Origin of the sequence: Bacillus sp. FSL H8-0545, from assembly GCF_038006105.1 — a bacterium.
Taxonomy (GTDB): Bacteria; Bacillota; Bacilli; order Bacillales; family Bacillaceae_G; genus Bacillus_A; species Bacillus_A cereus_U.
This window is the reverse complement of sequence record NZ_JBBOUO010000001.1, coordinates 1,669,453-1,693,609: the sequence shown is the minus strand read 5'-3', so window position 1 is coordinate 1,693,609 and position 24,157 is coordinate 1,669,453. Positions and strand designations below refer to the sequence as shown.

Below are 24,157 nucleotides of genomic sequence, written 5' to 3'. Positions count from 1 at the left end.
TAATACAACAATCTTATTTATCATTCGCGGTTTGTCTCACGAATGGGAGACCTATAATATTATACGCTTATTCTTTATGGCTTCACAATAGAAACTCATTATATAACACTTTCTTTCGCATGCTCACAAACAAAAAAGACGCCCAAAAATCGAGCGTCCTTTCCATTCACTACTATTTGCTTGCATATATTCTATAAAATTTAAAATACAACAATTCCTTATGAAGCATCGTCTACTAAGATAACCATCATTATTTAAAAATTATATTGAACTTACCTTTTTTAAATTGTGCAGATAATTTGCAGATATAAATAAGCATAAGTACTCTCCATTTGAACATATGATGAAGTGAACGATAGGACAGGGAGGTATCATGATGTTCGCTTATACGTTAACTGCCTTAACACTTTGTTGTATCTCGCTTATTATTACATCATATATTTCTAAACGTAAGGGTACCCTAATGGAGTATATGGTATTTATTATGTCTTTTAGTATGAGTATCGGTTTAAGTATAGGTTTTTATTTAGGTATTCTCTTTAAAGGGGAATTACTATATTCTACTTTGCTTGCTATTTTGATTAGTGGTTTTATCGGTTTTTTAGTCGGTCTACGTTTTCACCTGTACACTGCCTTAGAAGGAATGTTCTCTGGTTTAATGGCAAGTATGATGGGAGCTATGATTACAGAAATGTTAAACGCTCAACAAGCACATAGTATTCTGTTTATTAGTCTTTTACTTACTATAACGATGACTATGTCATGTATGATTCAGCTTTTATCAGAAACCTTTTCTACTTATATCCACCGCCGGTTTTTATTAGTACTTTCCATTAGCGTAGTAATTGTTCTTACTGTATTCGTGACATTTCCAGATCATACTCCCCCATCTTCATCCGGGCACGATCAACATATGCATTAACACTTGCAACGAAAATGAATAAGCAGCTATCCATAGGATAACTGCTTCATATTATTCTGGCTGATTAGGAATGTTAGGGTTTGGAACATAATCAGATTTGTAATCTGTATATTTCACTTCTGTTACCATTCCTGCTGAAGCATGGTGTAAATCATGACAGTGGAACATCCATTCACCCGGATTGTCTGCTACAAAGGCTACTTCATATTCTTCTCCTGGTTTTAAGTTCAAAGTGTCTTTAACAATTGGAGAACCTTCTACCGGTTTTCCATCTTTACTTAACACCTGGAAGAAATGACCGTGTAAATGCATCGGGTGATCGTCCGCTTTAGAGCGATTTACTAATTTTACTTTTACTAAGTCACCCTTTTTCACTGGAATTGGGTCAATATCTGGGAATACCTTTCCGTTAATTGTATATACCATTTCATTTCCATTCATTTGCGTATTCAAGTCCATATTATATGTGGCAGTATACTGTTGATCTAACGTGAAACTTCCTAATTTTTTAGTACCATATTTCGTCATGTCCAATTTTGATAACTTCTCTTTTTCGTTTGCTTTGTCTTTCATCTCTTTACTACCTTCATATTCAATAACAGCTTTCATTCCTTTTGCACCTTTATTTTCTGAATGGTCTTCAACATACCATTTCCCAGGATTATTAGCAGTAAATTCAATATCATAACGTTCACCCGGTGCTATTGAAATTACTTTATCCTTAATAACTTTTGGATCATTAATTGGTTGGCCATCTGTCGCAATTACTTTTATATCATGGCCATGAACGTGTATATCATGTGATAGATAACCAGCATTAACGAATCGAAGACGAACTTTATCGCCCTTATTCACTTTTAATGTCTCTACTAAATCTCCGCTTTTACCATTGATTGTGAATAAGTCATACACACTCATATCATGACCTTCCATCTTCATATTTCCATGATCCATGCCTTTCATATCATCATTCTTTTTCGTATTTTCATTATCCTTAGATTTATTACCATCTACTTTTTCTGTTTGCCCTTTTGTCATTTCTTTTAACTGCTTATTAATTTCTTCTTTATCTGTTACCCATTCATCTAACATTAATGTGTAATCTTTATCATACTTTTCATTTGTATCCTCTACAACGAGAGCACCATATAAACCTCTATCTAGTTGATTTACAGAATCTTGATGTGAATGATACCAATACGTTCCTGGTACGTTCGCTTCAAATTCATAGGTGAAACTTTTTCCTGATTCAACCGCATCTTGTGTCACGCCTGGAATTCCATCCATGTTATTTGGGACAGGATACCCATGCCAATGAATAGATACTGGTGCAGATAGTTCATTTTTTAATGTCACTTTAACCTTTTCACCTTTTTTCACCCTGATTTCTGGACCAGGAGATGAACCATTAAATGTCCAGACTGGAACAATAACACCGCTACTTAGCTTTTGTTTTTCTTCTTTCGCTACTAAAGTAACTTCTGGCCCTTTTACAACTTTCAATGGTTTTGTAGCCGTTTCAGTCTGTGTTGTTTTTTTGTCGTTCATATTTTTATGATCATTTGTTGTATTTGTGGTCGCAGAACATGCAGCAATTAAAGATATTACGGAGACCGTAACTGCTGTTAATACAAATCTTTTCATCGAAAATCCCTCCTTTTTCTTTTTCAAGCTTATTATAGAAGACAATTTTCAAGAAAATATGGAGATGTAAAATGTGCACAATAAAAAGGCGCCCAAAATTGAGCGCCTCTTCTAATTATTATTTCGTAACAACTTCATCTTCTTTTACATTTATATTATTTTCTCTCATAAACTCTTCAATCTCTTCAACTGACCTAACGATATCTTTTGACAAGTTTTCAAACCCATCTTTTGTTACAAGAATATCATCTTCAATACGAATCCCAATTGATTCTTCTTCAATATATAAACCTGGTTCAATCGTAATAACCATACCTTCTTCTAATACTCTCTCTTTGTATGTTCCGACATCGTGAGTATCTAAACCTAAGAAATGACTCACGCCGTGATAATAATATTTAGATAGTTCCTCATCTTCTTGAATTAAACCAATAGCTTTACACTCTTCTGCCAGTACTTTTTTTGTATGCTCATTTAATGCAGCAAACTTTAATCCTGGCTTAATAAGTTCAGTTGTTTCTTTCAATGCTTTTAACACGATATTATATATTTGTTTTTGGCGACTAGAGAATGTTCCACTAGCTGGGAATGTGTAACTAATATCAGCGTTGTAGTAATCTTTTTGAGCACCTAAATCGAGCAGTACTAAATCACCATTTTGAATTTGTGCATCATTATCTTCATAATGAAGGACTGTAGCATTTTTACCGCTCGCCAAAATTGTATTAAACGCATGATGTTTAATTCCAGATGATTTAAGCGTAAAATCAAAATGAGCTTCTAATTCATATTCCATCACATCTGCTTTTGCATGCTTCAGCACGTTATAAATGCCCTCTTTAGTAACAGCTATCGCTTCTTTAATGATTTCAATTTCTTCCTCTGTTTTAAACACTCGTAATTCACAAATGTTTGGGTATACATTCCCAATTGTTATGTGCGGGTACTGTTCTCTTACATGTTTAGCAAACGCTAATGTTTTCGTCTCAGTACCGTTCCACTCACGAAGTTCCAAGTCTAAATTCACGTGTTTCACATTTTCTGTGAAAAGTGTATTCGTCATCGTCTTTTCAAAGCTATCTAAATACACAACTTTCTTTATACCTGATAATTTCTCTGCTTCTTCTTTAGAAACTGTTTTTCCAACCCACTTTTCAAGTACTGGATCTGATTTTTCAATGAAAAGAGTCTCTTCTACACTATTTCCAAACTTTTTTAACATGAAAATAACATTCGGCTCATCGATTCCCGTTAAGTAGTAAAAATTACGATTCGGCACAAATTTATAATGTGCATCAGCTGACATATGAGGTGCCTGTCCAGCAAATAAAATAGTAATTGATTCCTCTGGTAATGTTTTCACTAATCTTTCTCTATTTTGAGCAAAAAATGTTGACTTCATAATAATCCCCCTAGCGTTCTATGTATGTTTTTCAAACTAATTATCCAATACAATTCATTCTATTATTGTTATAATTTTTCGTCAATTAATAGTGTTTATTTTGAAAATAAAACTTTCATTACCGGGTTTCTTACCACGCATATATACGGGATAAAATTTTCATTACTATTCCACTCGAGATTATGCATACCACTCCACAATTTCTTGACATTTATTCCATATACTTAAAATCTCATACATATAGGAAAGGAGCCTACAAGCGTGAAACATTACGTAGGACTAGCCATTACTTCAATATTTATAATTACAGGATGCTCTAATAATGTAGAAACACAACCAGCAAAAACAGAAACAGTTCAATCTCAGCCAAAAAATAAAGAAACAGCAAATACGATTCCGCAAAACTTCTATAAAGAAATTACATCCGGAAAAATCGCGCACATTCATGGAATTGGCTATGCAGGAAATATGCCAGGGATTTCTATCGCAACTCATAGTGGTATAAAGGTTTATCAAAATGGCAAATGGTTTGAAACTGCTACACAGCTACACGATTATATGGGCTTTCAAGCAACGAAAAATGGATTTTTTGCCAGCGGGCATCCTGAACCAGGTGCAAATTTTAAAAACCCTTTAGGATTAATGAAAAGTTCGGATGGTGGCAATAACCTTGAAAAGCTAGCATTCTATGGAGAATCTGATTTTCATAACCTTGCTGTCGGATATAATACGGAAGCGATTTATTTATACAACGAACGTCCTAATTCTAAATTACAACAAGGTTTTTATTTCAGTACGGACAACGGACAAGAATGGAAAAATAGTAAGTTAAAGGGGCTTTCAAGTACTATCCACTCCTTTTCAGCACATCCCGATCAATCTAGTGTAGTCGCGGTAAGTGCTAAAGATGGCGTGTATTTATCTACGGATTATGGAAATACATTTGAACTATTTTCTAAATCAGTTGAATCGACAGCAGTTACATTAAGTAATGAAGATGTTATTTATGCCTCTATCAATAAGCAAAATGAGCAAATGATAACGAAAAAATCAATTGCTACAAATGAAGAAACAAATATACAAATTCCATCTTTAGATTCTAAGGATACCATCATGTATATTTCACAAAACCCTCAAAATTCATCTGAAATGGTATTTGCTACAATGAAAGCGAATGTATTCCTTTCTACGGATGGCGGTAAAACGTGGAAACAGATTACTAAAGAGGGATCATTACAATATAACTAGTTAGAAAGGTGAATATAACGTGTTTTCAACAATTAGTGAATGGAGTTATCAACTCATGTCTCCTTTAATGGATGTCGCGAATGCTACGAAATCAACGCCTTTTTTATTTGCGTTTTTATTAGGCATAGTAGGTACCCTTGCTCCTTGCCAATTAACAGGAAACATTAGTGCTATTACACTTTATCCCGCATTAACGGGCAGTAAAACTCCCACCTCAAAATTCAGATAGGACAAAGAAGTTAGGCGGGAGATCAACTGCCCGTAAATGCCCGATTGGTTCAACTAATAATCAGTGGGGGATGAACAAAACCCCCACTGATTAAAGTTTCACTTTATGGCAATCCATCTTTACAAAAGGGACATGCCTGGAAACATATACTGTTATTCATTTTAGGAAAAGTAATAGCTTTTACGATACTTGGACTATTAGTATGGGTGTTAGGAAAAGAGATTCAACAAATATTAACTTTGTATTTCCCGTGGTTACGCAAGCTGATCGGGCCTTTATTAATTTTAATGGGTCTAATATTATCAGGTATTATAACAGGAAGAAATTTCTTCTCTTCCATCTTCCCTATCAAATTTATACGAAAACAAAATGAAGTCAGCTCATTTTTACTTGGGTTCTTCTTTTCTTTAGCTTTCTGTCCGACTATGTTTGTGCTATTTTTCGGAACGTTAATCCCTTTATCTTTATCATCTAATTATGGGTACTTGTTTCCGACATTCTTTTCGATAGGAACTGCTCTGCCTATCGTTATACTAATGTTCATCATCTCCTATCTTGGATTAAATGGGGCATTACTCAAAAAGAGCCGAAAAATAGGAAAAAGCATTCAGCGTATAGCTGGTGTACTTCTCATTTTAATCGGACTTTATGATACATCCTTATATTGGTTGTAAATCAAAAAGGTAAGTTCAAGTGAATCAAAATTACCTTTTTTAAAAGCATTTTATTAATTTTTTTTATTTTGTAATTGTACTAATAAATTCGTAACAAACGCCAGAAACAGCGGATCATTCTCTTTTTTAGGTGACCATTGCATAATAAGTTGTCGTGGAATTTTAATTTCTATCGGTTGCACGATAAAGTCATGAATAATTTGTTTATGAAGTCCTGATAATGGAACGATTGTTATTCCTTTAACTTGTAAAGTAAGTGCTAATGCTGAACTAATTGACTCTGACTCCATCACTTTATTAACTACTATTTCATTTTTCATCAAATATGGTTCAAGTACTTCTTTACAACCAGAAAGCGGCATTATAAAAGGATAATTTTTCAACTCTTTTCTTGTAAGATCAGATGGAACTGACTTAGAAGAAACCATAACATACGGATCTTCACCAATTACATCATAATGAAATCCTGGTATTAAATTTTCTTTTATAGAAATAGAAAAATCTGCACTTCCAGAAGACAGCCAATCTAACACTTCTTGATAGCTTCCTTCTCGAACTGCAAGCACATACTGACTTTGATCAACATTACCTAATTCGATACACTCTGCCAAACAATATACAGTAACGGAAGGATATGTAGCTAATACAATCTTATACAAGCTCTTATTTTTCAAATGTAAAGCTGTTTCTTCAAGATTTTCATACTCCATTAGAAGTCGATCTACACAAACTAAAAATTCTTTTCCATTTTCAGTTAACACCGTTCCTTGTCTAGATCGCTCGAATAAAGTTAAAGCATATCTTTTCTCTAATTTGTTAATGATATGCGTTATTGCTGGTTGTGTCATATGTAATTCCTTAGCTGCTAAACTAATGCTGTTCAAACGAGCCACGTATTTAAAAACTTTAAAATCAAAAACGTTCATTCTGTTCTCCTTATATAAAAGATATTTATATCATCTATAAATAAGCTTCATTATATTTATCAACCCACTTCATATACACTAATTATACATCATCAATATTACGAAAAAATAAGCATATAAACATTAGAGGAGTGTTGATTCAATGAGTACTTACGTTTTAGTACATGGAGCATGGCAAGGCGAATGGGCATGGGAATTTGTAAAACCTCAGTTAGAGGCTTTCGGACATACAGTTATTACACTAGACTTACCTGGAAGCGGTAAAGATACGACTCCTTCTCAGAATGTAACGTTAGATTCCTATGTTACTGCAGTAACGGATGCGATACATCAACAAAATGAAAATGTTATTCTCGTTGGACATAGTATGGGCGGCATTGTTATTACACAAGCAGCTGAATATATACCAAATAAAATCGATAAATTAGTTTATCTTTGCGCATTCTTACCACAAAACGGTGAAAGTCTTGGTAGTAAATTAAATGGCGAAACCGGACCACAATTCTCTATAAATGAGAAAGACTTGACTGCAGAACTTATACCAGAGTTGATTGAACAAACATTTTTAAATGCTACAGAAGACGGTTCTATTAAAGAAGCATCTTTTAATCAAATGCGTCCTCAACCGCTAGGACCGTTCCAACAAGAGCTAAAAATATCAGAAGAGAACTTTGGAACTGTAAATCGTATTTATATCGAAACAACTCTAGATAGAGCGATTCCGATTGATTTTCAGCGCCGAATGAATACAGAAACTCCTTGCACGAAAATAATTACTTTGGAAGCTGATCATTCACCATTCTTTTCTAAAACAACAGAACTTGTTAATTACTTAAATGAATTAAGCTAAATTTCATTTAATGAAAATAGACACCCGCGGGTGTCTATTTATTATGCTAACTAGAACTTATCATTGCTTCCTCTACATTTGCCTTCCCTTTTGCTTCATCTCCCACTTTTTATAAAGTAGTACTGCACCAAATAAGAATACCCCCGCAATGAATGAACCCACTGGTAACATTTTTATCATTTCATCAGGAAATACGAGCGGAAGTAATGGAAATGCGTAAGCCGCTGGAATGCGTATACCAACGATTTTTAATAAAATAAGCATCAATATCATATTTAATAAAGTAACTAACATCCATGAATCGATTGCAAAGTACAATAAAGTTCCAACAGTTGCCGATGTAGTTAATACTAGTATTTGTTTACATGCCATCTTTTCATTGTACATCGGTTTTTGAAGCGATTCATACACAACGACTAAAATAGGTGGAATGACCGCTAATTGTTCATAACCAGTTATCCAACATAAACTTATCCATACGAAATTTAGTATTAGAAATACTACCATATATTTATATTGTATTTTCACTTTTCTCTTAAGACCGTTATTCAGTTTAAATATAAGAACACCTAGCATTAATATGAATGTCAAAATGAAGACCGATATAACGAATGACCATTCAGTCGCATTTGTTACTAATGGTAATAAACCAGTCGCAATAGATGGCGCTAAATTGGATTGAATAACACGTAAAAATAGCATCATTAATATAAGTGTTAAGCTAACTTTTCCTATATAGGAAATATCCATTTGATTCACTGCAAAACCAATAACAGCTGTTATTGACGGCGCAATAAAGATTTTTTCTGGTTGTCTTAGCCATCCCAGCTCACGATATGCCCATAAAGCTATTGCCATCGCAGCTATTTCCGGCAAAATTACTTCTGGATCATCTAATAGTACACCAGCTGCGACCATTGCTAAAATAAATAGAATTGCAATGCTATATGAAATAATTGTCTCTTTCCTTGAAATTACTGAATCCATTATTACATACTCCTTTTATTATCTCTTTTCATTATGCTTGTATAAATGCGGTCAATACAAAAAACCTTTACATACCCTACTTAGGTATTGTATAAAAATAATTTTCATATTTCAAGTATTACTTATCTACTTAGTTTCTCCATACTATTTTATATACAGTATAAAGAGTTGATTTTTTACAGGCATTGACACCTTATAAAAGATAGGTTACAATAACTATAAATTAGTAAGTTACTAATTTATAGTAAAAAAACTTAGAGGTGAAAGAAATGAAAAACATTTTATTCCGTATTAATGAATTAGCAAAAAAAGAAAAAACTTTAGGATTAAATAGTGCAGAAAAACAAGAGCAACAAATGCTAAGAAAAAGCTATACGAAAGAATTCCGCGGAAGTTTAGATTCCATTTTACTAAATACAACAATTGTAGATTCTAGCGGAGAAAATATTACTCCACTTGCTTTACAGCATGCCCAAGACCGTTTGAAATTTAGCGAATGAGCTCCGTGCTAAAGAATACATTCAATAAAACATAAAAAGAGCTGAAATTCCTATATAGAAATTCCAGCTCTTTTTATTGTCTTTTCTAATTTAGTATACGAGCGATACATAGCAATTCTCCACGATACGATCATCGCAAAGGCAAGTAAGAAAAACATCCCGCTTAATTGTGCTAAATCAATCGATTGACTTAAATATGATTTAAGTCCTACTCGTACAGCTAATAATCCAACTAAAATAAATATGAACGCTTTTGACGGTTTCATATATATGTCTTCACCTTTTATTTCGAACTTAGATGTTTTAATAAGAAATATAGAGAAAATAAGTCCTATACTAATTGCCTCTACTATTTCTAACGATGTTAACCGAAACTCTGGTAAGAAGTACATCGATGCGCCAGTACTCATAAAGATTGGCGGTAATATAATTTTCTTTTTCGTTACCGGTTTTTTCGCTGACTTAAATCGAAGAAACATTACTCCAACGGCCATACAAACTGCTACGATACTTGATAAAAGTGCTAAACTCATACTCTCCACCCCTATCTATTTAAAAGACTTTTTGAGCAAAATCATAAACCAAACAAGCCCGACACTTATAATGACATGAGCTAATCCAGCCATATGGCTTAAACCGTTAAAGTCTGTTCCGTTTACTTGTAAAATACCTCTAAATACCATTGTAGCGATTGTAAAAATTAATCCTATGTTATACACAACAAACCATGCACGAAAACTTTTTGTTTCACGGACATTAAATACTTTAAATAGAGCTAAAGCGACTAAAAAGAATACGAAGCCGAGCACTAATACGTGTGTATGCACTAATTGCAACATAGTAGATCCTTTAATTCCTTGCGCTTTTGTATACTCTCTAGCAAATACACCTGATAATAAACCAATAATTAAGTAAATGAATGCTGCATTATATAATTTCTTCATTATATTCCTCCTGCTGTAGAACGACAATTAATATCGTCACTTTCCATATTCACTGCAATCATTTTACGCAAAGTTTATGAACGGAATATGAACAGAGTATTACATTGTTAGTTTGGTTTTTTATTTCTTGAAAATAAAAAGGCCATTCCACAACTATTAATTGTGGAATGGCCTTCTAACTTATTTTAAATCTTCAATTGAGAAGGCACCAGGTAATAACTGCTCTACAGTCACTTCTTTTTCATCGCCTTTTACATTCGTTAGTAAAACTGGCATTTTCGGATTACAAAATTCAGCAATAACTTGTCTACATGCACCACATGGTGAAATCGGTCCGTCCGTTTCGCCTGTAATGACTAAGTAACTAAAGTCGCGCTCACCTTCTGATACTGCTTTAAAGATTGCCGTTCTTTCTGCACAGTTACATAAACCGTAAGAAGCATTTTCTATATTACAACCAGTATAGATTTTACCTTCTTTTGTAACTAACGCTGCACCAACAGGAAATTTTGAATACGGAATATACGCTTTTGATAACATCTTATTTGCTTCTTCAATATATTTTTTCTTATCCATATTATTTCCTCCTCAAAGTAAATGTAATTATGATTAGTCAGTAATAACTGTATGAACCAATTTAGGAGCCACTGCTGTTTCAGAGATAGAAATATTTTCATAAATTTTTGCTTTTACATCTTCTACATTTTCACGATTTGCGTAAATCGTTACGAATGGCTCACCTTCTTTTACTGCGTCGCCAACTTTTTTACGTAACATTAAACCTACAGCTAAATCAATTTCATCTTCCTTCGTTGCACGACCTGCACCAAGTAACATAGCTGCGATACCGATTTCATCTGCAACAATGTTAGAAATAACACCTGAAGTTTTAGCTGGTACATCAATTACATACTTCGCTTGTGGCATTTTTTCTGGATTGTCTACAATCGAGCTGTCTCCGCCTTGATTGCTTAAGAACTCTTTAAATTTCTCAGTTGCTTTTCCGTTTTTCATAACTTCAATTAGCATTTCACGAGCTTCTTCTAATGTATTTGCTTTTTTCGCAAGTACAACCATTTGGCTACCTAATACAAGTACTAATTCTGTTAAATCTTCTGGACCTTCACCTTTTAAAGTATCAATTGCTTCCTTCACTTCTAGAGCGTTACCAATCGCAAAACCAAGAGGCTGTGACATATCTGAAATTACTGCCATCGTTTGACGTCCAACATTATTTCCGATACGTACCATTGCATGAGCTAATTCTTTTGCATCTTCTTCTGTTTTCATAAATGCACCAGCACCTGTTTTCACATCAAGTACGATCGCATCAGCACCAGCTGCAATTTTTTTACTCATAATTGAACTTGCGATTAGAGGAATCGAGTTTACTGTTCCTGTTACATCACGAAGTGCATAGATTTTTTTATCAGCAGGTGTTAAGTTTCCTGTTTGTCCGATAACAGCCACTTTATCACGGTTTACAATATCAATGAATTGCTCTTTCGTAATTTCAACGTGGAATCCTTCCACTGCTTCTAATTTATCAATTGTCCCGCCCGTATGTCCTAAACCACGACCAGACATTTTTGCTACTGGTACATCTAAAGCAGCAACTAATGGTCCTAATACTAATGTTGTTGTATCACCAACACCGCCAGTTGAATGCTTATCTACTTTAATGCCTTCAATTGCTGATAAGTCGATTGTTTCTCCAGATTCAACCATTGCCATTGTTAAGTCTGCGCGTTCACGATCCGTCATATCTTGGAAGAAGATTGCCATTGCAAGTGCACTCGCTTGATAATCAGGAATACTTCCATCTGTATATCCATTAATAAAGAAATTAATTTCTTCAGTCGTTAATTCTTTTCCATCACGTTTTTTCGCAATAATATCTACCATTCTCATTACAATCACCATTCCTTTTTATATTATATGAATCTGTTAAAATAATAAGCCAACGATTGTTGCTGATAAGAAACTTACTAATGTTGCACCAAAAAGTAATTTCAAACCAAATCTTGCGACTACATTCCCTTGTTTTTCATTTAAGCTCTTAACTGCCCCTGCAATAATCCCAATTGAAGAGAAGTTTGCAAACGATACTAAGAATACAGATATAATCGCTGTCGTTCTAGCTGAGAAATTAAAGTTTCCTTGTGCTAAATCTGTCATAGCGACAAATTCATTCGATACTAATTTTGTTGCCATAATATTTCCGGCATTAACTGCTTCATGCCAAGGTACACCCATAATAAATGCAAATGGTGCAAATACATAACCAAGAATTTCTTGGAATGAGATACCGATTACACCTTTAAATACTGCATTAATAAAGGCGATAAGAGCAACGAAACCGATTAACATAGCTGCTACTGTAATCGCAACTTTAAATCCATCTATAATATATTCCCCTAATACTTCAAAAAAGGTCTTTTTCTCTTCTTCTTGTACTTCTAACATATCTTCTTCTTCAGTAACCTCATACGGATTAATAATAGAAGCGATAATAAAACCACCAAATAAGTTAAGTACTAAAGCGGTTACAACATATTGTGGTTTTAATAACACCATGTACGATCCAACGATAGACATAGAAACGGTAGACATTGCAGATGCACATAATGTATACATTCTCTTTTCTGGCAATAATCCTAGTTGTTTCTTAACTGAAATAAACACTTCAGATTGCCCTAAAATCGCAGAAGCAACAGCGTTATATGATTCTAATTTCCCCATTCCATTTACTTTACTTAATACTAGACCTATAGATTTCACAATAATAGGTAATACTTTAATGTGTTGTAAAATACCTATTAAAGCTGATATAAATACGATTGGCATTAATACACTTAAAAAGAATGAAAACTCTTTTTGATTTACTAATCCACCAAATACGAAATTCACACCATCAGCGGCATATTTTAATAATTCTCCAAAACCATCTGCTATTCCGCTAATTAATATATTCCCTACACTTGTATTTAATAATAAAAACCCCAAAATGAATTGTAATATAACCATCGTTATGATTGGGCGATATTTGACTTTCTTTCTATCATTACTAGCAAGCCAAGCGATACCTAAAATCAATACGAGGCCTAAAACACCGATTAAGTATTTCATAAGCCGTCTCCTCCCATTCGTATCCGCTTACATCTTTTTCAATTGTTAAAGCAATAGATACACTTTACTTTAAATGTGTATCTATTGCCCTTTACTTCATTATTGATTAGTAGTTATCTGTAGCACCTTTTGCATCATTTAATACGATTGCAACACTAGCACTTGCTCCAACGCGAGAAGCTCCAGCCTCTACCATTTTGTCTGCATCTTCACGTGTACGAACGCCGCCAGATGCTTTTACACCAACGTTTGGTCCAACTGTTTTACGCATTAATGCGATATCTTCTGCAGTTGCTCCGCCAGTTGAGAATCCAGTTGAAGTTTTTACGAAATCAGCACCAGCTTTTACTGATAATTCACAAGCACGAACTTTTTCTTCATCTGTTAGAAGGCAAGTTTCAATGATTACTTTTACAAGAGCTTTTCCTTTTGCTGCTTGTACTACTTCATAAATGTCTTTCTCAACGAACTCATTGTCGCCATCTTTTAAAGCACCTACGTTGATTACCATATCAACTTCAGTTGCACCTTTTGCGATAGCATCTTTTGTTTCGAATGCTTTTGTTTCAGTAGTGCTTGCTCCTAATGGGAAACCGATTACAGTACAAACGTCTACATCATGTCCAGCTAATTCTTCAGCAGCTAGCTTTACCCATGTAGGATTAATACAAACTGAAGCAAATTTGTATTGCTTTGCTTCTTCGATTACTTTCATAACATCTTCTTTAGTAGAATTTGGTTTTAAAATTGTATGGTCAATTAACTTTGCAATGTTCATTATCTTCACTCCTCATATCTTTTAACAACTTCATTCTAACTCTTAGTTGAACAAATGTAAATACACTTTTGAAATTTTGTTCACTCTTTTACAAAAGGGAATTTCTTGTAGTAGATACGGTGCATTCTAGCTGAGAAACAATTCATATACATCACAAGTTGAAATCAAAACTTTTATGTTAACACTGGTAGTATGTATCTCAATATCCATAATTATTTTTAAAAAGGAAGTTTGTGTTCCAAGAAGGACTCCTATCATTTATACATAACAAAATAAAAGGCTTTCTCAAAATTAATATTTTGAGAAAGCCTTTTATTTCTAACCTTTTTGATAATGTAACAATTCCTTCGCCGTATGCTGATCGATAATTAATACATTTGCATACCCGCCACGTAACGCACCATCAATTGCTTTTACTTTTCTATTACCACCTGCAACTAAAATAGAACGTTTCTTTAATTTAAGTTCCTCTAACTCAATTCCAATTGTACGCTTATTAATTTCTTCGCTACTAATATTTCCGTCTCCATCAAAGAAACGTGAACAAATGTCACCGACCGATTGTTTTTTCAAAATGTTCGTTTCATCCTTATCGAAATATCCTAATCGGAATAATAGCGCTTCGTCTCGCACTGTTCCAACAGTGAAAACTGCAATATTCGCTTGTTTTCCCATTTCGATAATGTGATGAATATGTCTATCTTGCTCCACTAATTCTTTTGTCACTGCATTATCAAATATAACTGGAAGGGGTAGATTTCTTGGCGTCGTTTGAAAAGCATCTGCAAATAAAGCAATCGTCTCATTCGCATATGTATTTACACTTGAGTGACTAATGCCACCTTTTAATTGGACAACCTCTACACCTTTCACATGTTGCGGCACGATTTTTCTAGCGATTTCATACATCGTCATTCCCCAGCTTACACCAACGATATCACCAGTTTTCACGGTCTTTTCCATATACTCAGCAGCATACTTACTAATATACTCCGTAATCGTTGCATATTCTGGTACTGGAGAAAATACGACATGCGCTTCTAACAGGTTGTACTTTTCTTTAAGTAAATTCCCAACGTTATCTAAATCAGCAAACGGATCGGCTATGCTAATTTGAACAAATCCTTTTTCTTTTGCGTACTTTAATAATCTAGAGATCGTCGGTCTTGAAATATTTAATTTGTTAGCAATTTCTTGCTGACTATAATCTGATTGATAATATAATCTTGCAACTTCAACGCTTAACTGTTGTTTATCTTTTTCCATAGTAACTTATTACAAACCCTTTCCTGTATTTCCCTTTCGTTACAAGCATTATACAGCTTTATGCAAGAAATTTCGACTACCGAATTTTATCCACCTAAACTTCTATTCCACTTAGTATATACAATGAAACTTTATTGTGTAGCTTCATAAACTCAATACAGATGATCTTGAAGCAGATAAAGTGAAACTTTAATCAGTGGGGGGTTTGTCCATCCCCCACTGATTATTAGCCCTCACCAATCGGGCTTTTACGGGCAGTTGATCTCCCACCTAAATCCCCCGCATTCCCCGAATTTTGAGGTGGGAGTCTTACTGCACGCAAATAGCGGGATAAATCGATTCATATTCAATTCATTCTTTTTGTTCTTTCTGTAGTAACGATAACAAAACCCTTCAATAACAAACATTGAATATTATTTATGGAACTTCCTTAACGTACGGTAAAACCAAGTTTTTTAACATAGAAATTCCTTAGCGTACGAAATTCACGTTTTGATGGCGAGACCCCATGGCCATCAAGCTAAAGTTTTAATGTACCCCAAAATAAAAATTTTCTTTCACTACAGTTAATTACTTTGAGAAGTCAGCGGATTTTTTCATTTTAGGGGGATTTTGTTTTGTTAGCTTGATAGTGATGGGATACAGCCAACATTTTGGAAGTTTTATATGCTAAGCGAATTTCAACCTAAAAAAGTCGAATTCCTGTACGTTAAGTGAAGTGGCATTTCATTCAAATAATCCCTATTATCTGAAGTTAATAAAGTCTGTTACACTCTCTTCTTTAAAAACGTTTCCATAATATCCTTCTTGAATCTTTCATAATCAAGCTGAAAAGCTACATTATGCGCTTTATAGCCTGGATTAGTAGCAAAACGAAAGTCTGCAATACTTTGACCAAATCCTTCTCCTTGATCAGGAATTACTTTAATGGGTACTCTTGAAAGGCCAACAGCCTCTTGATTCAGCAAATACCACACTGTTACAAAATCATGCATAGGGCTTCCACTTATACCAGGATTAGACTTGGAGTAGAATTTATAATAATAGTCTAACATAGGTTTGATGATGAGTCCTGCAAGGTCCTGTGTATTCCGATGAAATGCATCAATTTGCTGGACCATTTCGGGTGTAACAATCGCATGTTGAGTCACATTTAAAGGAATAATTGTCAAGTTCTTTGCATGCTGCAGAATTAAGTTTGCTGCATAAGGGTCTGAGTAAAAGTTAGCTTCAGCCACAGCAGTTACGTTACCTGGATAGAAAAAAGCTCCCCCCATGCAAATGCATTCTCTTACGTTTCGCATTGTTTCTAAATTCAACACAAAAGTCGTAGCTAGCGAAGAAAGTCTTCCTAAATTGATAATTGTAAGATCTTCTAAATTTGATTCTATAATTTGATAAATATCATTTAAAGGATAAACTGGATATGAAATTTCAGGGGGAATGATAGGTCCTAATCCGACTTTTCCATGTACCTCAGGGAAATACTGAATCAATATACCTGTCAACGGTACAGAAGCACCAAGGAATACGGGTATCTCTTCTCTTCCCGCAATGTACTTCAAATAGTTAATATTTCTTATTGCATTTTCTCTGGATACATTTCCATAATCGGCTACAATTCCTACAAGTTGAATGTCTTTACGAAAAAAGGTGTACAGTATAGCAAACGCATCATCAATCCCCAAATCTGTAAACAGGAGAACCTTTTTTTTCATATCTCTTCCTCCAAAATCTATAGAATCCTACTTTCACTAATGATGTAGTGATCAGACTAAGCTTGTATGTATATATTTTATGTATTCTTAAAGAGTGGATTCTATTCACTTGAAATAGCTTTGCTCATCTAAATTTGATATTATGTTCAAGCGTAAGTTTCTGTTCTTAAGTTCATAGGCATGGTGTGCTATCCCATGCCCATCAACTTAAGAATTTTTTAACACCCCAAAACGAAAAAACAAGTTAAATTCTCATAGATAACTATCTTATAATTAATTATATAATTTATTTTTTTAATATAATAATATAAAGATGTTACCCTTAAAAGGGGGGGATTCAAATTGGTTAAAAACTTACCTTTATACTAATAGTTATTTTAATACTAGATTTGAGACTCCCACGACTAAAGTCGCAAGCCCGAATTCTTACGGAATTACGGGTGGGATTCTTGAATGACTAAACGTTCGCAGTCCATTTCTGTTTTGAACAGCCTTCAAGATGAGGACATCTCATTGCCCCTCCTAAACCAGACCATAAAGGTGCTTAGGCTGATTGACTGTTACCATCAATCACAGTTGCGTAGCGAATATTCATCGCTCCAACGATATCACGATGTGTCTTAAACCCACATGAACACTTGTATTTTCTATCTCGAGCCTTGTTCTTTTCAGCACATTTCGGACAACTTTGACTTGTATAAGCCGGATTCACATATTCAACCTGAATACCAGCTAGCATTGCTTTATAAGAAATAAATTGTGACAAACGATAGAATGACCAAGTGTGTAGGTTTTTTTCGTTTTTACGGCTTGTTCTTGCCGTCTGTCTTATATTCGTTAGTTGTTCTAATCGAATGACAGAAATATGATTTACAATCGCAAAATCAATAATTGCACGACTTATTTTGTGATCTTTATCTTGCATCCATCTTTGTTCTTTATCATCCATTCGCCGAATGGCATTCACTTTTTTGTCTTTTCCTAACTTCTTACGAACACTACAAAACTTACGCTTCTTATATTTATGGTGCCTACCACTCCCAAAGAAACGAATCTTATCATCATCTGTGATTGCTACAGCGGGGACCTTGAGACCTAAGTCTACCCCTAAAATTTTCGTTCCGGCCCTTTCATTTGTAGGAAGCGTGACAGATATTTGAGCCATCCACTTATTCGATTTCTTTGTGATGCGAAGTGTACCTAATTTATGTTTTAACAGATTCAGATTGTGATTGGTTTTATCTCTCAATAAAGCTCGGATTTTTACACGAGCCGATTTTCCATTTACCTTAAACGGGATTGAAATATGAGTAGCGTCAAATGAATAATTCTGATTGTTCCATACACAAACAGGTCTCTTTAGAATCGGAATGATTTTATAATGGCTTTTCTTTACTTTTGTAGCAAACAAACTTTTCACGTCGTTAATCGCTTGATTTTTCACTGCACTTGGGATATTTGCTTCAATATCTTTTGTGCTTTTTTTCGTACTTTTCTTTGCTTCCACCATTTCCGATACAAGTGTATTTATAACTTTGCTATATTCTTGACTGCTTTGTTCTAATAAACGGATTTGTCCTTTTGTTGGAATCAATTTCACTTTCACTGTTAGGGTCTGTGACATACGTTTCATCCCCTTGTTTTTTGATTTTCAACATCGTGTTCATTTGATACATTTCTAGCAATAATAACAAAATCAGAACGTGTTTATAAACTTTACAACTGCATGAAACGAGGAGGTTTTCCTCTCAAACACTTTGAAACATTCTTCTATCATCATTGATTCTAGTTACAATGTATCATTTAATTTCGAAAAATTACAACAAAAAGACTTGAAGAAACTACTTATATTTTGGATACTTAAAGTACCACGAACCTTGCGATTTTTATTGGCACTCCGTATCCAACCTCACTTTCATCCCATGCCTAAAGGCGATGGGCTTTCTCGTTCGGAATGGCTGTAAGTTCTTCTACATTAAGTACGGACGGATACTTTTCTCCAGTTATAGAATGGTCTTTAATGATTATAAGTATTATTTTAAACATTACTGCAGTTATAGGCTTATCACTACACGTCTTTGTATATCAACCTATGAAAAGATTTGAAAAAATTAAAATGAGACCTTCAAATAAAATAATTATATTTGAGGTAACACCACATCGCCATCGAGTGTTGATTTAGAAAAAAGTTTAATTATAAATATTTTATGATATTCAATAAATTTAAATTATAAAAATATTTTTATTCTTATTCAACTATCCTGCCCCGTTAGTTTAAGTACATTTCTTCACAATTTTTACAGTGATAGTAACATAAATACCCAACAAAAAATCATCTCACCTCTAGAAATCTATAATGGTAGTTTTAGAATAAGTGAATAAGAGAAATAACCACCATTGATTATTTCTCTTTTCATATACATATTTATTTTTGGAAAAATAACCTAACTCCAAATGCTAATAATACTGTACCAGTAATACCCTCTATTGTACGGTTCACTTTTTCTTTTCGTAAAAAAGTTCTTAATTGACGTATTAGTGAGATATAAAGTAAATACCATATTGCTGTCAAAGTCGTAAATGTGAGTCCTAACAACAGAAATTGGAAGAGATGACTTTGATTGCTCACAATAAATTGGGGTAGAAAACTTAGGAAAAATACAGCCGTTTTCGGATTTAAGATTGCCGTGGTAAATCCTTGTCTAAAACTTTTAATCGTACCAATATCCTTAGAGTTCATTTCCACTGAACCTGACATATCTTCTTTTTTAGAAAAGGCACTTTTAATTGACTTTACAGCTAAGTAAATTAAATAAAAAGCCCCAGCATATTTTATTAATGTAAATAGCATAGCAAATTTCATTAGGATAGCAGAGAGTCCTAGTGTAGCCATTATTGTATGAATCATCATTCCAGATACCGTTCCTAAGACGGTCCTTATCCCACCATTTCTACCATGCGAGATAGTGTTTTTTGTAACTAAGGCAAAACCGGGACCAGGCATTATTATGATTAGGATTGCTGTAAGGATAAATAATAAATAATTTTCCATGTTTTAGTATTTCCTTTCCAATTTTTAGTTTTGCTTATAGTATAGCTTTTTCCCTTAAAACATTAAATATAAAAAGCGTGATCAGGAGTTTATCGAGGTTATTAGTATCAATTTGACCAAACATTATCCCAAAGCTACATTGATAAAACACACGGCAAACTTATGGGTAAAATTACAAGCTCGGCTCTCACAAAAAACGGGATAAAAAATAAACAGCGGCACTAGTCCGCTGTTTATTTCGTCACGCCTTCATGTAATTTTTCTGTATAATCCTTTACATCCTTCCAGCTATCTTGCGCCGTATTTAAATCTTCTTTTATAAAGGTAAACTCTTCAGTGCTAATTCCTTTTACGTTTTGTAGTAAATTATTATATTTTGCACCTACCGTATACCATTGATTTGATATATTTTGCAGTGCCGTAATTGCTGCATCAATTGTTTCTGTCATATTTGTTGTTTTATTTTTCACATCTGTCAAAATTGCCACTTCTGCTTGCGCTCCTGAAATTCTATCCTTTAAATTAGCTATTTCTCTTTCTGCATTTGCAATGTCTTTTTTCGCAATCGCAATCATTGGTCCGCCAGCAAGACAAGTTATTAGCGCTACGCAAAGTACACCACCAGCAATGACCATATCATTACTCTTTTTGATCGAATCATTATATGTATTTATTTGTTGCTCTAGAGCTGGAATACCAGCATTCGTACTCGCCAAAATCGAGGTTAATTGATTTGTATCCTCTTTAAAACTATTTGTATCTTTCGCCATTCTATCGCGAAAAGCTTTTAAATCTCCTAATAATACATCTACCTCATTTTGATTCTTTAAAATGTCCGCATACAACTTTTCTAAATCCGCTTTTAATTTACCACTATCTTTTTGATCGATAGCTAATAGCATGTCATTATAGTACGTTTGAAAAGTATTATTATAATCAATAATATTTTGATCCGTTTTCATAATTTGAGGTTTCATATTATTTAACCAATAAGCCGCGTTAATTTTTGCATCTCTTTGATGCTGAACCATATTCCCTTTAAACTCACCATTAATTGAACTTATTTTACTCAAATCAGTCTCTTGCTGATTTTGAATTAATTTTGCATATGAATCCATTGCGAATATGCTCGATGTCGTTTGCGCCATTACATCTTGGAACCCTGCTGGTCCGAGAGAATAATTTTTTGCATTTTCTTGTAATGTTTTTACGTTTTGTTCTGCTGCAAGAGGATGTAAAGGAAACGCATTACTCGTTGCGACTCCAGCAATCATTATCGTTAAAAGGCATTTTTTATAGAAATTATTACGCATACTTATCACCTATTCTTTTTATGAGGATATGAAACGTTAGAGGTAAAAAAAGCTCCTGCTCACTACTGAACAGGAGCTCACTATTATATGAAAATCCTTAATCTGTACATAATGTTATAGCAGTTTAGTTACTATTATGCTTTTTTCGTATCTACTACTTTAATATCTTCAGCATAAATTTTTTCTGCATAGTCTTTAATGTTCTTCCAGCTATCTTTCGCAATGTTTAAATCTTCTTTAATGAAAACAAGGTCGTTTGGACTAATTGAATCTACATTTTGAAGTAAAGAATTATATTTTGATCCCATTGTATACCATTGATTTGAAATGTTTTGCAACGCTGTAATTGCAGTGTCAATCGTATTTGTTAAATATTCTGTTTGTGTTTTAATGTTTGTTAATCCTGCCACTTCTAATTGGGCAGTTGTAACTTGTCCTGTTATATTTTGAATTTCTGCCTGTGCATTATCAAGCTCTTTCTTCGCTAATACGATTCCTGCAGTACCACCACCTACAGCTGCTGCACCGCCTGCAATTAATGCGATTCCTAGAGGAGTTCCTGCTCCCGTAGCAATAACAACCGCACCACCTATAATTGCAATTGGTCCTAATGCTGTCGCAACAGATGAACCGATAATAATTGCATTATATTTACTAATTGCTTCATTATACGTCGTGATTTGATTTTGCAGAAGCGGAATTCCAGCATCTTGACTAGCTAAGATAGATGTAATTTGATTTGCATCTCCCTTGAAGTTTTGAGTATCCGACGTCATTTTATTTCGGAATTTCTTCAAATCTTCTACTAACTGATCTACTTGCGCTTTATTTTCAGTAATACTACTTGATAATCTAGTTAGACCTTTCGTAAGAGTTGCTTTATCCTTTGCATCTACCGCAGCAACTAAAGTATCATAATAGTTTTGGAATTTCGTATTGTAATTAATAATATTTTGATTCGTTGAAATAAGCTGTGGTTTTAATACATCTAACCATTGCTTCGCATTTCCTCTAGCTGTATCCTGATGCTGAATCACTTTTCCTTTTAAAGCTGCATCAACAGACGATACATTACCAAAGTTAACATTACCTTGTTTAATAATTGTTAAAGCGTACAGATCCATTACTAAAGCGTTTGAACCTGTTCTTTCCATTGCATCTTTCAGGCCTTCTGGTCCTAATGAATATTCTTCATAGTCATTATAAGCTTTTGCTACCGCATGAACTGGAGCTTGTTTTACTGTACTTTCAGCTGCATAAGTATGGGCCGGCATAATATTCCCTGCTGCAAATACTGCCATAAGTGCTGATAGAGCCATTACTTTATAAGGTTTTTTTGTCATTTTTCTTCTCTCCCTATATCATGAATTATTAATGATTTTCTTTTTAATGTACTTCAACGTTTGTAACGTAATCTTCAAATTGATTCGTTTGCTTATTCATTTCATCACTAATTTTTTTTAGTTGATTGAAATGTTTTTGAAGTAAACTACTGTCTGTATACGTGCCAGATTCAATATTTATTTGAATTTGGATCATATTATTATTTAAAACTTTCCAATCTGTTAATAACGTTTCTAAAGTTGCGATTTGGCGATCAATTAGTTCTGTAAAGCTACTTACTTGATCTTCAACGAATGTAATTTGAGTCGCCTCTGATTCAGTTTGTGATAACTTTTGAATAAGTGGTAATAGCTCTTTTTGCTTTTGCTGAATACGAAGAGCTGCTTCCCTCGTTTGACTATCTGCAGCATTTACAATTTCATTACTTAAAGTACCAATAGAAACAAAATCGATTGTTTTCGTTTGTGCAGTTTGATTTGTGATTGTAAATACTTGTTTACCGATATTAATAGAACCTTTAATAATTTCTTGAGGTCTATTCAAAATAATAGTTAGTTCAGCTTGAATTTCCCCTTGAATTCTTTTAATATCTTCTCTTAATTTCACAATATCTCCACTTGATCCTTGAAGTGTTTTTATTGCCTCATCAGCTTTAATTGATAAGTTGTTACTATCTTTGTCTAATACCGATTTAAATCGATTTAACTCTAATAAATCTTGCTCCATACTCTCTTGGATGCTTTGTACTTGCACTTGCAATTTTCCATATGCGCTTGTGAAATCTGCTTTTGCTTGTTCATCTTCATTTACTTTTCCTGCTAGTTCATATAGCTTACTATAATAGCTATTAAATCTAGTGCTATATCTCATCATCTCTTGATTTAGGTCGATTAACTTCGGATTATATTCATCAATCCACTCTCGTACATTCGCCTTTGCAAACTTTTGATGATTCGTCAAACTACTCATAGCGTTTACCTTAATGTCTGGTTGTTGCAAAATAACTAATCCGTATGCTTGTATAAGTGGTGACTGTGACCCTAACATTCTAATTGAATTTGATAATGTATTTGGAGCAATTACATTTTGCGCATATACTGTTTTCACTTCTGTTTGCCCCTCCTTAGCGTAAGCGCTTACAGGAACAAAACAACTCGTAGATACTGCTGTAACCAATAACCCTGTAATTAAAGTCTTTTTCACTTTAACTCCTCCTATGTATTAGCAACTA

Annotated in this window: 22 protein-coding genes and 1 pseudogene; 6 read left to right on the top strand and 17 right to left on the bottom strand. The window is 33.9% G+C overall.

The window, feature by feature from the left end:
• Nucleotides 1-376: 376 nt before the first annotated feature.
• On the top strand, nt 377-922 hold the full coding sequence (locus tag MHI07_RS08930; protein ID WP_340823156.1) for a hypothetical protein: 546 nt from the start codon (nt 377-379) through the stop codon (nt 920-922).
• 51 nt (nt 923-973) lie between these two features.
• Here MHI07_RS08930 and MHI07_RS08925 read toward each other — a convergent pair whose 3' ends face one another.
• Together MHI07_RS08925 and MHI07_RS08920 are read right to left on the bottom strand one after the other, a co-directional pair.
• Nucleotides 974-2,566 carry a multicopper oxidase family protein gene (locus MHI07_RS08925; RefSeq protein ID WP_215581336.1) on the bottom strand — a complete coding sequence of 531 codons (1,593 nt, stop codon included), beginning with the start codon at nt 2,564-2,566 and terminating at the stop codon, nt 974-976.
• Between the two features lie 118 nt (nt 2,567-2,684).
• Nucleotides 2,685-3,968, bottom strand: coding sequence for an aminopeptidase P family protein (locus MHI07_RS08920; RefSeq protein ID WP_340823154.1), 1,284 nt, complete (start codon nt 3,966-3,968; stop codon nt 2,685-2,687).
• Nucleotides 3,969-4,229: 261 nt separating this feature from the next.
• Here MHI07_RS08920 and MHI07_RS08915 point away from each other — a divergent pair, with 261 nt between their 5' ends.
• Nucleotides 4,230-5,216 (top strand): F510_1955 family glycosylhydrolase, encoded by a 987-nt coding sequence (locus tag MHI07_RS08915; RefSeq protein WP_002158315.1) that lies wholly within the window; start codon nt 4,230-4,232, stop codon nt 5,214-5,216.
• 19 nt (nt 5,217-5,235) lie between these two features.
• Nucleotides 5,236-6,119: pseudogene (locus MHI07_RS08905) on the top strand (urease accessory protein UreH domain-containing protein).
• A 53-nt stretch (nt 6,120-6,172) separates the two neighbouring features.
• On the opposite strand, the gene MHI07_RS08900 reads toward MHI07_RS08905, so the two are convergent.
• Nucleotides 6,173-7,045, bottom strand: coding sequence for a LysR family transcriptional regulator (locus MHI07_RS08900; RefSeq protein WP_088078322.1), 873 nt, complete (start codon nt 7,043-7,045; stop codon nt 6,173-6,175).
• Nucleotides 7,046-7,187: 142 nt separating this feature from the next.
• Between MHI07_RS08900 and MHI07_RS08895 the strand changes: the two genes are divergently transcribed.
• Entirely contained in the window at nt 7,188-7,895 is a 708-nt protein-coding gene (locus tag MHI07_RS08895) for an alpha/beta fold hydrolase (protein WP_215581330.1), read from the top strand.
• A 72-nt stretch (nt 7,896-7,967) separates the two neighbouring features.
• On the opposite strand, the gene MHI07_RS08890 is transcribed toward MHI07_RS08895, so the two are convergent.
• Nucleotides 7,968-8,882, bottom strand: a complete 915-nt coding sequence (locus MHI07_RS08890) for a hypothetical protein (RefSeq protein ID WP_340823150.1) — start codon at nt 8,880-8,882, stop codon at nt 7,968-7,970.
• 269 nt (nt 8,883-9,151) lie between these two features.
• On the opposite strand from MHI07_RS08890, the gene MHI07_RS08885 reads away from it, so the two are divergent.
• Nucleotides 9,152-9,382 carry a DUF896 domain-containing protein gene (locus MHI07_RS08885; protein WP_002148814.1) on the top strand — a complete coding sequence of 77 codons (231 nt, stop codon included), beginning with the start codon at nt 9,152-9,154 and terminating at the stop codon, nt 9,380-9,382.
• A gap of 50 nt (nt 9,383-9,432) precedes the next feature.
• On the opposite strand, the gene MHI07_RS08880 is transcribed toward MHI07_RS08885, so the two are convergent.
• The 9 genes from MHI07_RS08880 to MHI07_RS08840 all read right to left on the bottom strand — a co-directional run bounded on the left by MHI07_RS08880 (nt 9,433) and on the right by MHI07_RS08840 (nt 18,841).
• Nucleotides 9,433-9,915: a CcdC family protein gene (locus tag MHI07_RS08880; protein WP_002202406.1), complete on the bottom strand. Its 483-nt coding sequence runs from the start codon at nt 9,913-9,915 to the stop codon at nt 9,433-9,435.
• Between the two features lie 15 nt (nt 9,916-9,930).
• A complete protein-coding gene (locus tag MHI07_RS08875; protein ID WP_002158323.1) occupies nt 9,931-10,326 on the bottom strand; it encodes a DUF2871 domain-containing protein in 396 nt (131 codons plus the stop codon).
• A 180-nt stretch (nt 10,327-10,506) separates the two neighbouring features.
• The gene (locus MHI07_RS08870) at nt 10,507-10,902 is read right to left on the bottom strand and encodes a cytidine deaminase (RefSeq protein ID WP_002158324.1); all 396 of its coding nucleotides are present in this window, start codon (nt 10,900-10,902) and stop codon (nt 10,507-10,509) included.
• A gap of 33 nt (nt 10,903-10,935) precedes the next feature.
• Complete coding sequence (locus tag MHI07_RS08865; protein WP_002158325.1) at nt 10,936-12,237, bottom strand: pyrimidine-nucleoside phosphorylase; 1,302 nt, start codon at nt 12,235-12,237, stop codon at nt 10,936-10,938.
• A 36-nt stretch (nt 12,238-12,273) separates the two neighbouring features.
• Nucleotides 12,274-13,455, bottom strand: coding sequence for a NupC/NupG family nucleoside CNT transporter (locus MHI07_RS08860; protein WP_002158326.1), 1,182 nt, complete (start codon nt 13,453-13,455; stop codon nt 12,274-12,276).
• Nucleotides 13,456-13,561: 106 nt separating this feature from the next.
• Nucleotides 13,562-14,233 carry a deoxyribose-phosphate aldolase gene (gene deoC / locus MHI07_RS08855; RefSeq protein ID WP_002012110.1) on the bottom strand — a complete coding sequence of 224 codons (672 nt, stop codon included), beginning with the start codon at nt 14,231-14,233 and terminating at the stop codon, nt 13,562-13,564.
• A 318-nt stretch (nt 14,234-14,551) separates the two neighbouring features.
• Nucleotides 14,552-15,499: a sugar-binding transcriptional regulator gene (locus tag MHI07_RS08850; RefSeq protein WP_002202408.1), complete on the bottom strand. Its 948-nt coding sequence runs from the start codon at nt 15,497-15,499 to the stop codon at nt 14,552-14,554.
• Nucleotides 15,500-16,266: 767 nt separating this feature from the next.
• Nucleotides 16,267-17,217, bottom strand: coding sequence for a nucleoside hydrolase (locus tag MHI07_RS08845; protein ID WP_002158329.1), 951 nt, complete (start codon nt 17,215-17,217; stop codon nt 16,267-16,269).
• A gap of 544 nt (nt 17,218-17,761) precedes the next feature.
• Entirely contained in the window at nt 17,762-18,841 is a 1,080-nt protein-coding gene (locus MHI07_RS08840; protein WP_340823143.1) for an RNA-guided endonuclease InsQ/TnpB family protein, read from the bottom strand.
• Between the two features lie 330 nt (nt 18,842-19,171).
• Between MHI07_RS08840 and MHI07_RS08835 the strand changes: the two genes are divergently transcribed.
• Nucleotides 19,172-19,399 (top strand): hypothetical protein, encoded by a 228-nt coding sequence (locus tag MHI07_RS08835; protein WP_078182159.1) that lies wholly within the window; start codon nt 19,172-19,174, stop codon nt 19,397-19,399.
• A gap of 243 nt (nt 19,400-19,642) precedes the next feature.
• Here MHI07_RS08835 and MHI07_RS08830 read toward each other — a convergent pair whose 3' ends face one another.
• From MHI07_RS08830 to nheA, 4 genes are all read right to left on the bottom strand, one after another.
• Nucleotides 19,643-20,269 (bottom strand): LysE family translocator, encoded by a 627-nt coding sequence (locus MHI07_RS08830; RefSeq protein WP_002202409.1) that lies wholly within the window; start codon nt 20,267-20,269, stop codon nt 19,643-19,645.
• Between the two features lie 233 nt (nt 20,270-20,502).
• The gene (gene nheC, locus MHI07_RS08825) at nt 20,503-21,582 is read right to left on the bottom strand and encodes a non-hemolytic enterotoxin subunit C (RefSeq protein WP_340823140.1); all 1,080 of its coding nucleotides are present in this window, start codon (nt 21,580-21,582) and stop codon (nt 20,503-20,505) included.
• A gap of 134 nt (nt 21,583-21,716) precedes the next feature.
• Entirely contained in the window at nt 21,717-22,925 is a 1,209-nt protein-coding gene (nheB, locus tag MHI07_RS08820) for a non-hemolytic enterotoxin NHE subunit B (RefSeq protein ID WP_340823138.1), read from the bottom strand.
• A 43-nt stretch (nt 22,926-22,968) separates the two neighbouring features.
• A complete protein-coding gene (gene nheA, locus MHI07_RS08815) occupies nt 22,969-24,129 on the bottom strand; it encodes a non-hemolytic enterotoxin NHE subunit A (RefSeq protein ID WP_078173150.1) in 1,161 nt (386 codons plus the stop codon).
• Nucleotides 24,130-24,157 lie beyond the last annotated feature (28 nt).

Bases quoted from the DNA above. Each gene is read 5' to 3' on its own strand.
- MHI07_RS08930 (WP_340823156.1), top strand. From the start codon at position 377: ATGTTCGCTTATACGTTAACTGCCTTAACACTTTGTTGTATCTCGCTT.
- MHI07_RS08925 (WP_215581336.1), bottom strand. From the start codon at position 2,566: ATGAAAAGATTTGTATTAACAGCAGTTACGGTCTCCGTAATATCTTTA.
- MHI07_RS08920 (WP_340823154.1), bottom strand. From the start codon at position 3,968: ATGAAGTCAACATTTTTTGCTCAAAATAGAGAAAGATTAGTGAAAACA.
- MHI07_RS08900 (WP_088078322.1), bottom strand. From the start codon at position 7,045: ATGAACGTTTTTGATTTTAAAGTTTTTAAATACGTGGCTCGTTTGAAC.
- MHI07_RS08895 (WP_215581330.1), top strand. From the start codon at position 7,188: ATGAGTACTTACGTTTTAGTACATGGAGCATGGCAAGGCGAATGGGCA.
- MHI07_RS08890 (WP_340823150.1), bottom strand. From the start codon at position 8,882: ATGGATTCAGTAATTTCAAGGAAAGAGACAATTATTTCATATAGCATT.
- MHI07_RS08885 (WP_002148814.1), top strand. From the start codon at position 9,152: ATGAAAAACATTTTATTCCGTATTAATGAATTAGCAAAAAAAGAAAAA.
- MHI07_RS08880 (WP_002202406.1), bottom strand. From the start codon at position 9,915: ATGAGTTTAGCACTTTTATCAAGTATCGTAGCAGTTTGTATGGCCGTT.
- MHI07_RS08875 (WP_002158323.1), bottom strand. From the start codon at position 10,326: ATGAAGAAATTATATAATGCAGCATTCATTTACTTAATTATTGGTTTA.
- MHI07_RS08870 (WP_002158324.1), bottom strand. From the start codon at position 10,902: ATGGATAAGAAAAAATATATTGAAGAAGCAAATAAGATGTTATCAAAA.
- MHI07_RS08865 (WP_002158325.1), bottom strand. From the start codon at position 12,237: ATGAGAATGGTAGATATTATTGCGAAAAAACGTGATGGAAAAGAATTA.
- MHI07_RS08860 (WP_002158326.1), bottom strand. From the start codon at position 13,455: ATGAAATACTTAATCGGTGTTTTAGGCCTCGTATTGATTTTAGGTATC.
- deoC (WP_002012110.1), bottom strand. From the start codon at position 14,233: ATGAACATTGCAAAGTTAATTGACCATACAATTTTAAAACCAAATTCT.
- MHI07_RS08850 (WP_002202408.1), bottom strand. From the start codon at position 15,499: ATGGAAAAAGATAAACAACAGTTAAGCGTTGAAGTTGCAAGATTATAT.
- MHI07_RS08845 (WP_002158329.1), bottom strand. From the start codon at position 17,217: ATGAAAAAAAAGGTTCTCCTGTTTACAGATTTGGGGATTGATGATGCG.
- MHI07_RS08840 (WP_340823143.1), bottom strand. From the start codon at position 18,841: ATGTCACAGACCCTAACAGTGAAAGTGAAATTGATTCCAACAAAAGGA.
- MHI07_RS08835 (WP_078182159.1), top strand. From the start codon at position 19,172: ATGGCTGTAAGTTCTTCTACATTAAGTACGGACGGATACTTTTCTCCA.
- MHI07_RS08830 (WP_002202409.1), bottom strand. From the start codon at position 20,269: ATGGAAAATTATTTATTATTTATCCTTACAGCAATCCTAATCATAATA.
- nheC (WP_340823140.1), bottom strand. From the start codon at position 21,582: ATGCGTAATAATTTCTATAAAAAATGCCTTTTAACGATAATGATTGCT.
- nheB (WP_340823138.1), bottom strand. From the start codon at position 22,925: ATGACAAAAAAACCTTATAAAGTAATGGCTCTATCAGCACTTATGGCA.